The sequence below is a fragment of the Roseibium sp. JB4-4 genome, assembly GCF_055693425.1.
Genome location: NZ_CM146333.1, coordinates 3,060,464 through 3,075,149, shown reverse-complemented (window position 1 = coordinate 3,075,149; position 14,686 = coordinate 3,060,464). Strand labels below are relative to the sequence as shown.

The following is a 14,686-nucleotide window of genomic DNA, read 5'->3' as shown; positions in this document are numbered from 1 at the left end:
GTCCTAACTCCATACTTTTATTGTTTAATTTCAAGTTCCGGGGCGATGGAAATTGCCCTTTGAACGACGTTGATCAGCTCAGCCTGCGAGCTGACTTCAAGCCTTTGCTGCGCCATTGCGATGTGATTGCGCGCAGTGTTGTAGCGAATACCGATTTCCTCGGCGGCCTGCCTGACGCTCTTGCCGGCGATCAGTTGCTGTATGAGGCGCGCCTGCTGTAGCGTCACACCGGCTGTTGCTTTGATCAGCAATGGATCCGCGTTGATGGGACCGTCGGTTGAGGCAACAAGAATTTTTTTGGTGAAGTAGTTTCGAACCGGGTCGTCTTGTTTGTCTTCATCAGAAAACGAAGGCACCGGTTCCAACAAAAGTTGCGTTCCGGACGCCGTATGCAGAATGTGCCGCTGCGTTGAAGGCGAGCTCTGCGAAAGCCCCTGTACAGCTAGCGCATCAATACTTTTTGCCGGATAGAACCGGGCAAGAAGGTCAGCTGGTCCCAAGATCCGGCCATCAACGATCCTCAGGTCTTCACCGCTTTGCAGCAAAGCCTCGGCCGCGGAGTTTTTTGTCAGGAGATACCCGTTGCCATAGACGACCAATGCGGCATGCTTGATGTGCTTGATCCAATAGTCTGAGCTTTTCAGGTCTATCCTGTTAAAACCGAAAACGAGTTCTTCGGCATAGCTGCGGAAGCCCCCGAAAATATCTCCCATATAGGCAACCACGCCTTGGAAGAGCTGCTCGGAGAAGCCGCAGGGAATGTGCGCAGTCAAAAAAAGCTGAAGCCCGCTACCAAGGTCAACGGAAAGGGTCGCCGCCCGATCGGTCTCCAAAACCGATTTTGCTGGATCTTCGCTGCCATTTTCTTGGATACAGCGCAATACAACCGCATCATGATACACCGGTGCACAGATATCCTGTTTCAATGCCGCCAGTGTTTGTTTTTCTTGTTCAATGAGGAAACTTGCATCCCAGAGCCGTCCCGGGTCGTCAGTCGTAAACTGTGCTTCCACTGAATTTCGTAAGGAATCGAAAACAAAGACGCTGAAGACGAGATACTCAAATCGTCTTGCGAGCATATAGGGAAAGTCGAGTTTTTCGTGTGTACGGCGGTCTTTTAAAAAGCCGCCATACGTAATGTCTTCTCCGAAATGCCGAGAACCGAAATACATTTGGTGCCCCCACCTAAGTAAAGCTGCCGTAGTCTGTTGCCTGTCTAAGTGATCGCTTCTGTACGGCGACCGATAATTTTTATTTTTGAGTAAGTGCGCCCCATATGCCGGAGCGTTAAAAAAGTATTAACAAACTAATAAACCAATGCTGCAACTCTTGTCTTGGTGCAGTTGCATCAAAATTTGGGCGTAGATGTATTATGGTTTACAGAATTGTTTGATTTATTTGCATCAACAGTTTCGAATTCTTCAGGAAAAGGAGTTGTCTAATCACGGTTCATCTGAAGAAAAATCGAATACAACCATATTTAAAACTCTGGGCTGTAGGCGGGGGCGTAGAATTTCGCAGTAATGCTGCAGTGCAATACGGATGTTTTTCTTCCAAATATACGATGGTTTGGCTAGGTGTTGACCGATGAGCGTATTGTTTTTGGCAACAATTGGTGTTGGCTGCAAAAATAGTCTTGTGAGCGAAAGAAATAAATTCTGCTCAAAAAGCGTGCAGGGTTGAGTAAATAAGACACACACCCCTACCATCGCATAAATGCAAGTCGCGAGTTCGTGATCATTTTTTTGAAAATCGCCGGCTTCAGAGTACAATTTCAGCCGATTTCGCGCATGCCGAACCAACGCTCTGCACCAACTTGGGCAAGAGGCACCACAAAAATTTGACGGGTTCAAGTGCGGCATTCTGCCTGCCAACTTGCAGCAAGGCCACTTCGCCAAACAGCCGGTGTTTTGAATCTTGAGGCTTTGGCGCACCCGACAGGATTCGAACCTGTGACCTCTGCCTTCGGAGGGTGGTTGTCATTTTCTTATTCCTTGTTATTTTTCAATTGGTTATTGGATGTTCGCTGTAGCGCCTGTGCGCGTCCTGTACTGAGGCCATTTTGGACCTTGCTCTCTGCGTCTTCTGCATGACCGTAGGTTTCGAAAAGCAGTCTCGTGTCAGCCCACCGACCTTGTTTCGCGACGGAGTGGGGGTCGATCCCCTGTCTGTTCAACATCTCGGTTGCAAAGCCATGGCGGCCAGCGGCATGAGGCATGCGAACGTCAATCTTCGCGGCGTTGCAAACGCGCTTCCACCGCTTGTAGACGCTGCCACGCGATGCGTAGCCGAAAAGCAGCACGGGGCGTTCCTGGTGTGGGTCTCCAGTTCTGCGCGGGCGTCGAGGTTTTAGTTCCATCAATTCGGCCGCGAGCTCTTTTGAGAGTTTGACCGGCGTTCTGGGAAAGCCTTTCGCCGGCGGCATAGAGACGACGCAGTTCTTCAGGTCGAGATCATCCGGAGTGATCGCGAGTGCTTGGCTAATCCTCGCAGCCGTTTCGAACATGAACTGCGCGAGTAGCCCAAATCTCAGGTCTGTGTGTTTTCGGAACTCGAGGATCCAACTCCAGTCACCCGGAACCTTCTCGGGCCGGCTTTGTTTGCCGCGGCGCTGATCTTGCTTTTCTCGTTCCTGGTTCGAGTAGCCCCTGATCTTCAGCGCGTCGCATTTTCCGAGATCGTGCGCGTGATTGATCACGGCCCGCACTGGGTTGATGATTTGTTTTCGCCAGGTATCCGTTGAATTGTGAGGGGAAATGATCGGCCCGAGATCGCGTACCATTGTTCCGGTGATCTCGCTGACTGGAATGTTCTCCAGATACGGCATGACCTTCAGGAGATATCCCGCAAATTCGGGTGTCGGATTGTAAAGCTCCACTGCATCAGAAAACAGGAAGGGCCTTCCGGCCTGAGGGAGATCTGATGCGTAAAAAGACCTGATTTCTTGATGTTTAAACCAGGCTAGGTACGTTTCTGCATCAGCCTTTCTAGTTTTTCCCGTGCTCTTACGGATGTACTGACAGTTTGGAATTTCTTCGATGCGACCTCTGATGTGCCATACGTCGGAGTCTTTTCGTCTGATGAGTTCGAGTGGCATTGATCTGTCTGGTTCAAAATCTGTTCAATGTGGTCGGGATGCAGAAGCATTGGCCGCGTGCAGGAATAAAATGCACCCAGTCTGCGAGCCCTCGCCGTAAGCTGGCGGGCAGAAATCCGGATTCCTTTTTCTGCGAATATGGACACCCACTCTACGGCTGTTTTCGCTTCTGTGAGGGCTTTGGGGAGGACAACTGGTGAGCTCAATAGAACGGCTCCCTTAGCGAGGGAGCCGAGGCGACAGGGACGAAGAGTGTGTCGGAGCATTGAGCTCATCCATCCGATGCCGGATGCAGCGCACGATTTCGCTGTTCAAGGACGATGCGTTTTTCTGCGTTTCCGATTCCAAAAATCGCTTTGTCTCAACCGGGAGGCGGACAAGGACCCTGGGCCAGTTTTGTTTGGTCATCTGCTAATCTCCTGAATAGTAGCACTATGCTATCTATTCGCCATCCTATGCCGAAACAATCGCATTATGCTAGCATTTTCTATATAGCACTTTGCGAGTATCAACAGGCCATGACGAGCCAGACCAAAGCCAAAGACAAGGATCAATTTGTCGTTCGCCTGCCGGACGGCATGCGCGATCAAATTGCCGAGGCAGCAAAACGCAGCAACCGTTCCATGAACGCCGAGATCGTCGCGCGGTTGGAAGAGACATTCTTGTCCAGCGTCTCCGCCAGATACAAATGGGCGCTTGCTCAGATAAATGATGTCGCCCAGGCGAAAATATCTGTTTCGAAAGTGGCAGAGGCAGTTTCAGAAGATACGGCAGAGCAGCTGGAGCGGGTATTTGGAGGGATTGCCTACCCTTCGTTTGATCTTTCCAACCGTGTTGCCAGCTATCTGAATGTGCGGCCGGAGTGGCTCAAGCACGGAGAAGGCCATCCTTTCGAGGTGCACCAGATAAGTGCATACGGCACGGAATTGGCGGACACGCTTCTGAAGCTCGACCCGCAAAAGATTGCATTTATCAGAAGCATGGCCAGGGAAGGCAACGTGGCGATTGTCACGTCGCATGATGGATTCGTCAGCAAAATCTTCAATACGACGTTGAACCTTAGCGAAGTGGTCGGCGGCTCGGGTGAATTTGATCAAGCCAGCTTTTCAAACACTTGCAGGAAGTTGAGTTTGAATCAGGTGCCGATCGACACGTCTGGGTATCTCCTGGATCCTGAAAATTTTGTTCAGCTCGTACATGGAGACTTGAACCCTCTTCTTGCGGTCAAGCAGGCTCGTTCGTCGTCTTGGTTCTCTGATTGGTGGCAACCGTCCAGTTTTGAAAAACAGGCAAATGACCATGGTTACTGGCCCGGCTATCAGGAACTCTGCAAAAGAGTTTTTCACACGGTTGAACACTTCGATTCCTTGCGGAACGAGCGTGACAAGATTTTGAGTGAGTAGCAGCATCGGAACCCTATCCTGCGGCGGAACGCATTCCTGGGGCAGCGTGATTGGCCACCTAGGGGCAGATCATTTCGCGTGGGTTGCAATTCCTCACTTGAATAGCCGTTGTCATTAATTAACAAAAATGCATTTTTCTTTATTAGTGAATTCCGCTATTTAAACTGACGTACTTAAAGCTCTGGAGCCATTGTCGTGCCCGTTTCCCACGAACCTGATGGACGCATAGGAACGTTTGTCGAAACATCGGTAGCGGGTGAGCGCGTACGCGCTTTTGTGCCTCCACCGCTGCCGCCGGTGCCACCTGTTGATCTCTCGGGCCTGGTGACGCGACTGAGCGCTGCCGAGCGAGCCCTGGGACGTCTCGATGGGGTCTCTGTCCTCCTGCCAAACAAAGAGCTCTTTCTCTATATGTATGTCCGCAAGGAAGCCGTTCTGTCGTCCCAGATTGAAGGCACGCAATCGACGCTGTCCGATCTCCTGCGGTTCGAAACGGAAGCCGTTGCCGGCGCGCCGCTCGATGACATCAGAGAGGTTTCCAACTACGTCGATGCCATGATGTACGGCCTCGATCGGATGGCCACGTTGCCAATTTCCCTTCGCCTAATTCGCGAGATGCATAACCGGCTGCTCGACAGCGGTCGGGGCGCAATGCAAAACCCAGGCGAGTTTCGCAGCTCGCAAAACTGGATTGGCGGAACACGGCCAGGCAACGCGATGTTCGTGCCTCCGCCTCCAATCGAGGTCATGAATTGCCTCAGTGACTGGGAGCAGTTTCTGCATGACGAAACTCAAGGCATTCCACCGCTCATCAAGGCGGGTTTGCTTCACGTGCAGTTCGAGACAATCCACCCTTTCCTGGACGGAAACGGCAGACTTGGCCGCCTGCTGATCACGCTGTTTCTGTGTGCCGAGGGCGTTCTGCGCCAGCCGCTGCTCTATCTCTCGCTTTACCTCAAGACCCACCGTGCCGATTACTACCGCCTCTTGCAGGAAGTGCGCGAGCGCGGGGCTTGGGAAGCCTGGCTCGAGTTCTTTCTGGATGGCATTGCGGAAACCGCCAACCAGGCTTTCGAAACCGCGAACCGGATCGCCTCCCTTTTGGCGGAAGACCGTGGGCGGATCATTTCTGATGCAGATCGAACCGGCTCGGTTCTTCAGGTTCATGACCTGATGCGGACACGCCCATTCCTGACAGCCGCCGCTGCGGTAGAGCACAGTGGCCTGACAATGCCAACCGTCAATGCTGCCCTGGCTCAATTGCAGAAACTCGGCCTGGTTGAGGAAATCACCGGCCGCAAACGTGACCGCGTCTTTGCCTATCGCGCCTATCTGGATGTCCTGAGCGACGGGGTGGCCCGTTGATGAGCTTGGTGCGTTCATCCGATTTCTAAGGCATTGAGATTTGGCGCAATTAATGACTGCTTCGCTTCGCCATTTCGGTCGTTAACAGAAAACAGAGCTGGTCTACAAAGCTGCCGTTCGTTTCGTGATGTACGAAACTCAATGGAGGGCGGCCAGCGGACATTGCGAACTCCAAGTTTCAATGGGTGTAAGGTGGAAAAGTTGACTTTTCACAAGGGCTCTAGTTGTGAGCTTTCAGATTGTCGGCGCGCCGCCCTGCAAAACCAGGTTACCGCATTCAGAACTGTAAATCGCGACTGATAATTTGGATTTGATCACGCAGCCATTTGTGTGCGGGATCGTTGGTCGAGCGCTGATGCCAAACCATGTATATGCTGATCGGCTCAGTCTGAAACGGCAGGTCGGCCATTGCCAGCGGGCTGAGCGACGTCTTTTGCATAAATTCGAACTGTGTTGTGATCAGGTCAGTCCCCAGGAGAAACGGGGGAATGCCTGCGAAGTTCGAGACGGAGACCTTCGCCTTTGGCAGCGAGACGAGCTCGCGCGACTCGATGACTTCGTCCGCTGACCCTCCAAGCGCAAAATGGACGGCGACGTGCTCGGCGGACATGTAGCCATCCAGCGTTTGGGGTGGTGTACGGCAGTTGGCGTCAAAAAAGACCTTCATGTCGCCTGTGAACAGTTTGCGCTGCATCAGGTCGGGTGCGTCTGGAGGTAAGGGTGTCAGGATAAGATCGCAACGCGCATCCCTGAGCAGTCCGACACTTGGCACGCCCGAAGGGCGCAATTCCATGGTCAAATCAATCGCTTCGGCCCAAGCACCATGCAGCAGACGGGGAAAGATAAGGTCGCGCTGCATGTCGTTGGCGGCGACGACAAAGTGCATTTTTTCCGAGCGCGGATCGAAGGGCCTTAGGTCCGTCAGTGATTGCAAACGGTCGAGGACGTCCAGAACCGGAGCCTTCAATGCAAGAGCCGTTTCCGTGGGTGTAAGACCCTGGCCCGATCGAACAAAGAGCGGGTCACCGAGGATAGTTCGCAATTTGTTAAGTGCGTGACTGACGGTGGATTGCGTGACGCCGAGGCGTTCAGCCGCGACGGAAACAGATGACGCTTCGAGGATCATCAAAAAGGTGCGCAGGAGCTGTCCATCGAGTCTGTAAAAATCGAAATTTTTCATAACCATTATCGAAACGCATCGATTTGTTGAATGTCAATCCTCACGTAAGCTGAAGGCACTAAATTGGGAGGAAACCATGAAACTGTCATCGATGATGGGGGTGGCTGCACTTGCGATCGCATCGGCACTACCCTTGAAGAGCTCCGCTGAAGAACTGTCCATTGCAAACTTCGTACCGCCGCAGCATCACACCAATGCAGTGCTGTTCAAGTGGTTCGCTGAAGAGGTGGCGGAAAGGTCCGGCGGGTCACTCACCGTGAAAGTCTTTCCCGCGGGCCAGTTGGGCGCGGGTCCGGTGCAGCAGTACAAGCGTGCCGTCGAAGGTGTCGCCGACATTACCTTTGGGCTTCAAGCCTACACACCCGCGATTTTCCCGAAATCTATGCTGATCATTCCGCCGGGCAAGGCGACAAACGCCAAGGAAGCGACTGAGCGTCTTTTGGCGGTCTATGACCAGCACCTGGCCGATGAATACGAGGATGTAAAGCTGCTTGGCATCTTCACTACCGCTGGCAATGTCTGGGCGGCGACGAGCGATGTTTCAACGTTCGACAGTCTTCAGGGCAAGAAAATGGTGCCCTATGCCGCCATGACAACACCGATTGTCGAAGCGCTTGGTGGTGTGCCTGTCCAGATGCCTGTAACCGAGATGTATACGGGTCTTTCTACGGGTACAATTGACGCCACTACAGCGACCTACAACAATATTACACCACCCTGGAATTTCTGGGACGTGGCCTCGCATCTTGTCACCAACGTTCCCGTGCAACATGCCGTGTTCTTCGTGGCGATGAACAAAGAACGTTACATGGGTCTTAGCGACGAGCATCGCGCCATCATCGACGATCTTGCGGGCGAGACCTTCTCGCTTCAGGGCGCGGCTAGTTTTGACGGAGCGGATGCTAAATCTCTGGAGATGATGCAAACCGCCGATCAGATGGCCAAAGTCACCGAGGTCGAGGTCAGCACGGAGGAGCGGGCGAAGATGGACGCCGCTGTTGCGGAGGGACTGGAAGTGATCTTCGCCGACTACGAGTCCCGCGGCATCACGGACGCACGTGCGGTCTATGAGGCCATCAATCAATAACCTCCCTTGCGGCGGCCTATGGGCCGTCCCGTAGTTCTTGAACTGTCAAGGAGGATTGCGATGTCGCGCTCCGTATTCCTATCCACACTGGATCAGGTTTTGATCTGGGCTGCGCTGCTTATCGGTGGAGCGATGCTTGCCTTCATGACGATCTTCGGCACGATCAACGTTCTCGTCATGCGCAAGTTGTTGAACGCACCGATCCGGGGTGCCGAGGATGTGATGATCCTGTCACTCGTGATCCTGGTGGCCATCGCGATTCCGTTCGGTGGCCGTGTCGGCGCGCATATAGAGATAGAGATCCTTGAATCGAGGATGTCCCCAAGGTTTGCCAAATGGTCCTTATTTGCTGTGCGGGTTCTGTGCGGGGCGCTGATGCTCCTGATGGCGTGGGAGTTGGTCGTTGCCGGTCAGAACGCCACAAAATTCGGAGAGACCACGCAACAACTGCTCATCTCTTATGAGCCCTTCTACTACATGCTTGCCACGTGTGTAGCGATCTATGCGCTCGTTTGCGCATCGGATGCAGTCCAGTTGGTGCGCAACGGGAAGATCGAGCAAATCCGATTAGGAGAATCGCTGTGATCAGCATGACAGCCCTCGGTATTCTGGGCCTGCTTGCGCTCTTCGCGCTGCTGGCTTTGCGGGTTCCCGTTGCTTTGTCCATGATCCTTGTGGGCGTCGTTGGTACGATCTTTGCCACCGCCAACCGGTTTCTGGCGCTGGGAATGGCCTCTGACCAGGCGTGGTCGCGCGGGTTCAAGACGGCGATGTCGAATCTGTCGGGTGAGACGTTCGAGGCGGCTTCGAACTACAACCTTCTCGTTATCCCGATGTTCGTGTTGATGGGCAACCTGGCCGGTGTGTCGGGCATGTCCGCCGACCTGTTCGCTGCCGCCTATCGCTGGATGGGTCATTTGAAAGGCGGGCTGGCGTCGGCCACCATCGCTGCTTGTGCCGGCTTTGCAGCACTGTCGGGTTCGTCTCTGGCGGCGGCTATTACGATGGGTCGCGTGGCGCTGCCGGAGATGAAGAAGTTCAACTATGCTGACAGCCTTGCGACCGGGTCAGTCGCGGCGGGAGGCACACTAGGGTTCCTGATCCCACCGTCGGGCGGCATGATCATCTATGCTGTGCTGACTGAGCAATCCATCGGTCGCCTTTTCATGGCGGGTATTGTCCCCGGCATTCTGATGACGCTGCTCTTTATCGGAGCGATCTATTTCACTGTGCTGCGCAAGCCTGAAGCCGGACCTCCGGGTGAGAAAGCCGCTTGGCCCGAGCGTCGCGATGCGCTGTCGGCGGCACTGCCTTTTGTCGCCGTCGTGGGGATCACTATCGGCGGCATGTACACAGGATTCTTTACGCCGGTCGAGGCGTCTTCCGTCGGTGCGTTCCTGACCTTGTTGGTGGCGCTCTGGCGGCGATCTCTCAATGGCCATGCTGTTCGCGAAGTGATCCTTCAAACGGTCAAAGCTTCGGCCACTGTTTTCATGATCATCATCGGCGCCTTCATCTTCATCCCCTTCATGTCGCTGACCGAATTGCCGAGCCAGTTGGTCACGCTGATGACATCACTGCCTATCGGTGACTTCGGCGTTCTGCTGCTGATCATACTGATCTACATGTTCCTCGGCATGTTCCTCGAAGGCATCGCGATGCTGGTGCTCACGATCCCTGTTGTGTTGCCCATCATTGCCGCGCTTGACTTCGGCTTTGATCCATCGATGGCCGACATGAAAATGATCTGGTTCGGCATCATCGTCGTGATCGTGCTTGAGATGGGGATGATCTCACCGCCTGTCGGCCTCAATGTTTTCGTTGTGAAGTCCATTGCCCCTGGCGTGCCGATGGCAAAGATTTTCCATGGCATCTGGCCGTTCTGGTTCGCCATGGCGCTGATGCTGATCCTTTTGATGTTGTTTCCACAAATCGCGATTTTCCTGCCGCAAACGATGGTGGGATGACCTGGGAGGGTCCAATGATGCATGAGGGTAAATCATACGTTGTCACTGGGGCCGCATCCGGGATCGGAGCGGAGACCGCAAAAGTATTAAAGGGACAAGGCGCGTATGTGATTGGTGTTGACCGCAACGACGCGCCGGGGGTCGATCAGTTCTTTCGAGCCGATCTGAGTGATGCGGCCGCGATCGACGCTTTGGTTTCGGACTTGCCGGAAGGCGTCGACGGTCTTGCCAATATCGCGGGCCTACCTCCGACGGCGCCAGCACCGCTGGTCATGAAGGTGAACTTCTATGGTTTGCAAAGACTGACGCTGGGCCTTGTCCCCAAACTCGCAGACGGTGCATCCATCGCAAACCTTGCCTCACTTGCGGGGTTCGGCTGGCCGAATTCCGTGGATCAAGTGAAAGCGGCACTGGCGATTTCACTGGACGATGATGTCGACGCATTTTGCGAAACACATGGCCTGAATGGCGACGACACCGGACGCAACTACTTCCTTTCGAAAGAGGCACTGATCGTCTGGACAATCCAAAACCGATGGGCATGGCGAGACCGCAATATCACCATGAACTGCGTGAGCCCGGGGCCTGTCGACACACCGATCCTCAGCGACTTTATCCAGACGCTCGGTGAACGAGCCGAGGAAGACATGAAGGTCATGGACCGCCCCGGAACACCGCAAGACGTCGCGCCGGTCGTGAGTTTCGCACTCAGCGACGAGGCCAAATGGCTCCGAGGGGCCAACCTGACTGTCGACGGCGGCATGTCGAGCCACATTCTGTCGAACATTCACGGGATCTGAGCGTGAAGGAGCAGTCCATCAGTTGGATTGCCGATTTTATGAAGTCGGTGCAATCGGGATGCCGTCAATTCAAGAAAGCTTCCCCACGGGGTCAATCGTTACGGGGACATGGGAGCAAAAAGTGACCAAAACTGCGAAAGTGGAACATGCAAAGGGCCTTTATCTGGAGGGCATTCGCGACGGCAAAATCTGGGAAGCGCTCAATTCTCATACAGGTGACCGCTATACTCAGCATTCAACAGGCGTCGGCGATGGCAAGGAAGGCTTTGCCGAGTTCTTCGGACCGTTTCTCAAACGCAATCCGGATCGGGACATCCAGGTGGTCCGGGAAATCGAAGATGGGCCGTATGTCTTTCTTCACGTCTATCAAAACCTTGGCAAGGGTGCGGCTCAGTGGGTGACTGGCGATCTGTTCGACACCGATGAGAACGACAAGGTCGTTGAGCATTGGGACGTCATCCAAGAGTATGCGACCGAGACGGTTTCGGGTCGCACAATGGTCGATGGCCCTACCGAGATCGAGGACCTCGACAAGACCGACGCGAACAAGGCGAAGATTCAGGCATTCTGCGACGCCGTATTGATCGGTGGTCAATTCGATCGCGTGACCGACTTCATCTTGACCGAACGGTATGACCAGCACAACCCCGAAGTCGCCGATGGCCTCGAAGGGTTTGGGGCGTGGGCCGCAGGTCTCGCCGAGCAGGGGCGCGTCATGCGCTACTGGAAGGTGCACAAACTGGTCGGGCAGGGCAACTATGTCGTGACGCTGAGCCACATGCAGATGGGTGACAGCCACTACTGTGTTTTCGACATCTTCCGCCTCAGTGACGGACTGATCGTTGAGCACTGGGACATCATGGAAAAGATCCTGCCGCCCGAGCAGTGGAACAACCAAGGCAAATTCTAAAGGAGCGGGCGCCATGAGCAACATGGATCAAGTCATCAAGACGGACATCTTCATCAACGGCGATGTGCGTCCGGCCTCTGATGGGGCTTTCTACGATCTTTACAACCCAGCCCGTCCAAGTGAGCTGGTGGGCCATGCTGCTGCCGCGACCCGGGACGATATGAATGAAGCCGTTGAGGCAGCACATGCTGCGTTTCCGGCATGGGCTGCGCTTGGCTTCGCCGAGCGCGCCACGAAATTGCGCGAGATCGCCAAGGCGCTGACAGCGAACGAAGAAGACGTGAAATATCGCTCACGGCTCTTTACGCGGGAGCATGGCAAGATCGCCGGGGAGACACTTCTGGAGATGTCGCGGCTCGGTGATCGGTTTCTTCAGGCTGCCGCCTATGGCGAACAGATGGCAATTGACGAGGTTATGGGACCGGCCGAGGTCGGCCCGCAATTCGACACCGTGATCATGCGCCAGCCGCGGGGGGTGGCGGCCCTGATCGTGCCCTGGAATTGGCCGCTGTCGATCCTCGGCGCGAAGTTGCCTCAGGCACTGGTGACTGGCAACACAGTGGTGGTCAAGCCATCGGAGGATAGCGCGATGGCGCCAGTGCTCACGTTACAGATCATCGCGAACATGCTGCCGCCCGGCGTCGTCAACATCATCACGGGCGATGCGAAGCAGATCGGTGACACGCTGACCGGTCATCCACTGGTGCGGATGGTGAATTTCACCGGCTCCGTAGCCGTTGGCAAACATGTCATGAAGGTTGCAGCCGACAACCTCACGCCTGTGACGCTTGAGTTGGGCGGCAACGACGCGGCGCTCATCCTAGAGGACGTCAAGCTCGACGACGAGGCCTTCAACAAGATGTATTGGGGTGCGTTCGGGTCGTCTGGACAAATCTGCATGGCGCTCAAACGCATGTATGTGCATGAGAGCCGTTACGATGAGGTGGTCGACGGCTTCACCGCCGCTTGTGAGCGCGCCGTGGTGGGCGACGGCCTGCTTCCCGAAACCACGATGGGTCCGGTCAACAATGCGCGCCAGTTCAAGGTCGTCACCGACATGATCGCCGAAGCGCGCGCGAAGGGGGCTGACCTCAAGGAATGCGGACAGGTTCCAGATGAAGAACTGTACAATGGCGGCGGCTATTTCCAGCGACCTGCCTTGGTCTACGACGCTGACCCCGACCTGAAGATAGTTCGTGAAGAGCAGTTCGGCCCTTGCCTGCCGATCATGAAGTTCAAGACCGAGGACGAAGCGATCGCGGTGGCCAATGACAGTGTCTTCGGTCTGTGCTCTTCGGTCTGGACGGCAGATGCCGAGCGGGCGATGCGCCTCGCGCGCCGGATTGAGGCGGGATACACATATGTCAACGGTCACGGTCCGATGGCGCAGGATGGGCGTGGTCCGTTTGGCGGTTTTAAACACAGCGGCATCGGCAGAAATCTTGGATACGACGGCGTGTTGGCGTTCGCAGAGCCCCATTCGGTCTCTTCGCCCGCGGGCTTCCTGGTGGAGTAAGTAATATGGAAAAACTAGGTAAAGACATCATTGGAACAAGCGGTCTTGCGCCGTTTTTCGAGGTGGTAAATGCCGACGACGTGTCGATCAATGCTCCGTTGAACCGCAAAGGAAATGCGCTCCGAACCTGGGTGCGTTCGCTGAGCGGGTTTCAGAAAGAAGCGCTGGTCCACTCGGCACTGACCGGACGCACCTGGCGCTTGGTATCAGATGAAGGCCCGTATCTGAACGGTCACGATGCGGCGCCTTGCCCGCTGGCGTTTCTGTCGACCGGCATGGTCGCGAGTTTCATGAACGAAATTCTGGCACTGGCTGTACTCCAAGGCATTGAGATCCGCAAATTGAAACTCATTCAAGACAACTACTACACGATGAAAGGCTCGATGCCGAAGCGAACCATGGTTGGCGGCGCTGAGAATATCGACCTTCGGGTCGAGATTGATTGTGATCTTGAGGACGGGCCGCTCAAAGAGTTTCTGATAAACGCCACCTACGCATCGCCTTTGAACGGGTTGATGCGGGGGCAGCTGGAAAGCCTCTTCAAGCTTGGCAAGAACGGTACTGAGTTACCCACCGCGAAAGTTGCGGAACTCGACGGGCCGCTGTTTCCCGACCCGGGTAACCACTTCGCCAAAGCCGAAGCGAGAACGAGCAGCATCAAGCTGATGGCACCTGTTGGCCCGACGCCCAAGAAAAACGTCGTCTTGGGCACGACGGCAGGCGGCTCTTCGCTATCAGACGAGCAGGACCGGCGTCTGAACATTGGTGCCGTGGCGGTCATGCGTGAGGACGGCATCAAGGAAATCCAGCAGATGCAGTATTCGCCATACGGCACGTCGTTCCGGTTCCTGTCGTCCGAAGATGGCCGCGCGCCGGATGCCAATACGCTGATATCTGCTGGCATTGGGTTTTGCTTTATGACGCAGTTCGGTCGCTTCGTCTCAATGCTCAAGCTGGATCTGCCAGATTACCGCATTGTGCAGGACACCCATTTCAGCCATGGCGGAGCCACAGGCGGAACCGGCAAGGCGGGCGAGGCCGATCCGATTGAAACGCATGTCTATCTGGAAACATCGGAAAGCGACGAGACAGCACAGGAGATGCTCGATATTTCCGAGCAGACCTGCTTCCTGCATGCATTTTGCCGAACCGACTTGAAAACCAAGCTGAAGGTGGTTCGTGTCTGAAGAGGGGACATTCTGATAGTTTCACTTGCGGGCGAGGCCACAGGGATCGGAACCGAGGTTGCCAAAAACAGACCGCTCAGGGCCATTAGGTGTTAGCTTTTAATATTTCAGAACCAACTGAGAGCGCTGATCCGTGGATCGAGACGGTTCTCAATGATCCTTCTTCGATCGAAG

General features: G+C 54.9%; 12 protein-coding genes. 9 read left to right on the top strand and 3 right to left on the bottom strand.

The genetic code is table 11. From position 1 onward, the window contains the following. Positions 1-17 precede the first annotated feature (17 nt). Both ACZ1HV_RS14370 and ACZ1HV_RS14365 read right to left on the bottom strand, forming a co-directional pair. On the bottom strand, positions 18-1,172 hold the full coding sequence (locus tag ACZ1HV_RS14370; protein WP_472715539.1) for a helix-turn-helix transcriptional regulator: 1,155 nt from the start codon (positions 1,170-1,172) through the stop codon (positions 18-20). An 815-nt stretch (positions 1,173-1,987) separates the two neighbouring features. Further along, positions 1,988-2,878, bottom strand: a complete 891-nt coding sequence (locus ACZ1HV_RS14365) for a tyrosine-type recombinase/integrase (protein ID WP_472715538.1) — start codon at positions 2,876-2,878, stop codon at positions 1,988-1,990. Positions 2,879-3,417: 539 nt separating this feature from the next. Between ACZ1HV_RS14365 and ACZ1HV_RS14360 the strand changes: the two genes are divergently transcribed. Beyond that, positions 3,418-4,500, top strand: coding sequence for an Arc family DNA-binding protein (locus ACZ1HV_RS14360; RefSeq protein WP_472715537.1), 1,083 nt, complete (start codon positions 3,418-3,420; stop codon positions 4,498-4,500). Between the two features lie 195 nt (positions 4,501-4,695). Next, on the top strand, positions 4,696-5,865 hold the full coding sequence (locus ACZ1HV_RS14355; RefSeq protein ID WP_472715536.1) for a Fic family protein: 1,170 nt from the start codon (positions 4,696-4,698) through the stop codon (positions 5,863-5,865). 277 nt (positions 5,866-6,142) lie between these two features. Here ACZ1HV_RS14355 and ACZ1HV_RS14350 read toward each other — a convergent pair whose 3' ends face one another. Beyond that, positions 6,143-7,045: a LysR family transcriptional regulator gene (locus tag ACZ1HV_RS14350; protein WP_472715535.1), complete on the bottom strand. Its 903-nt coding sequence runs from the start codon at positions 7,043-7,045 to the stop codon at positions 6,143-6,145. A gap of 76 nt (positions 7,046-7,121) precedes the next feature. Here ACZ1HV_RS14350 and ACZ1HV_RS14345 point away from each other — a divergent pair, with 76 nt between their 5' ends. From ACZ1HV_RS14345 to ACZ1HV_RS14315, 7 genes are all read left to right on the top strand, one after another. After that, positions 7,122-8,132 carry a TRAP transporter substrate-binding protein gene (locus ACZ1HV_RS14345; RefSeq protein ID WP_472715534.1) on the top strand — a complete coding sequence of 337 codons (1,011 nt, stop codon included), beginning with the start codon at positions 7,122-7,124 and terminating at the stop codon, positions 8,130-8,132. Between the two features lie 60 nt (positions 8,133-8,192). After that, positions 8,193-8,717 (top strand): TRAP transporter small permease, encoded by a 525-nt coding sequence (locus tag ACZ1HV_RS14340; protein WP_472715533.1) that lies wholly within the window; start codon positions 8,193-8,195, stop codon positions 8,715-8,717. A 5-nt stretch (positions 8,718-8,722) separates the two neighbouring features. Beyond that, positions 8,723-10,099: a TRAP transporter large permease gene (locus ACZ1HV_RS14335; RefSeq protein ID WP_472718448.1), complete on the top strand. Its 1,377-nt coding sequence runs from the start codon at positions 8,723-8,725 to the stop codon at positions 10,097-10,099. A gap of 14 nt (positions 10,100-10,113) precedes the next feature. After that, a complete protein-coding gene (locus ACZ1HV_RS14330; RefSeq protein WP_472715532.1) occupies positions 10,114-10,899 on the top strand; it encodes a coniferyl-alcohol dehydrogenase in 786 nt (261 codons plus the stop codon). A gap of 121 nt (positions 10,900-11,020) precedes the next feature. Next, positions 11,021-11,809 (top strand): nuclear transport factor 2 family protein, encoded by a 789-nt coding sequence (locus tag ACZ1HV_RS14325; protein ID WP_472715531.1) that lies wholly within the window; start codon positions 11,021-11,023, stop codon positions 11,807-11,809. A gap of 13 nt (positions 11,810-11,822) precedes the next feature. Then, on the top strand, positions 11,823-13,325 hold the full coding sequence (locus ACZ1HV_RS14320) for an aldehyde dehydrogenase family protein (protein ID WP_472715530.1): 1,503 nt from the start codon (positions 11,823-11,825) through the stop codon (positions 13,323-13,325). 5 nt (positions 13,326-13,330) lie between these two features. Next, positions 13,331-14,512, top strand: coding sequence for an OsmC family protein (locus ACZ1HV_RS14315; RefSeq protein ID WP_472715529.1), 1,182 nt, complete (start codon positions 13,331-13,333; stop codon positions 14,510-14,512). Positions 14,513-14,686 lie beyond the last annotated feature (174 nt).

Bases quoted from the DNA above. Each gene is read 5' to 3' on its own strand.
- ACZ1HV_RS14315 (WP_472715529.1), top strand. From the start codon at position 13,331: ATGGAAAAACTAGGTAAAGACATCATTGGAACAAGCGGTCTTGCGCCG.
- ACZ1HV_RS14345 (WP_472715534.1), top strand. From the start codon at position 7,122: ATGAAACTGTCATCGATGATGGGGGTGGCTGCACTTGCGATCGCATCG.
- ACZ1HV_RS14340 (WP_472715533.1), top strand. From the start codon at position 8,193: ATGTCGCGCTCCGTATTCCTATCCACACTGGATCAGGTTTTGATCTGG.
- ACZ1HV_RS14335 (WP_472718448.1), top strand. From the start codon at position 8,723: ATGACAGCCCTCGGTATTCTGGGCCTGCTTGCGCTCTTCGCGCTGCTG.
- ACZ1HV_RS14370 (WP_472715539.1), bottom strand. From the start codon at position 1,172: ATGTATTTCGGTTCTCGGCATTTCGGAGAAGACATTACGTATGGCGGC.
- ACZ1HV_RS14330 (WP_472715532.1), top strand. From the start codon at position 10,114: ATGATGCATGAGGGTAAATCATACGTTGTCACTGGGGCCGCATCCGGG.
- ACZ1HV_RS14350 (WP_472715535.1), bottom strand. From the start codon at position 7,045: ATGAAAAATTTCGATTTTTACAGACTCGATGGACAGCTCCTGCGCACC.
- ACZ1HV_RS14360 (WP_472715537.1), top strand. From the start codon at position 3,418: ATGCGTTTTTCTGCGTTTCCGATTCCAAAAATCGCTTTGTCTCAACCG.
- ACZ1HV_RS14320 (WP_472715530.1), top strand. From the start codon at position 11,823: ATGAGCAACATGGATCAAGTCATCAAGACGGACATCTTCATCAACGGC.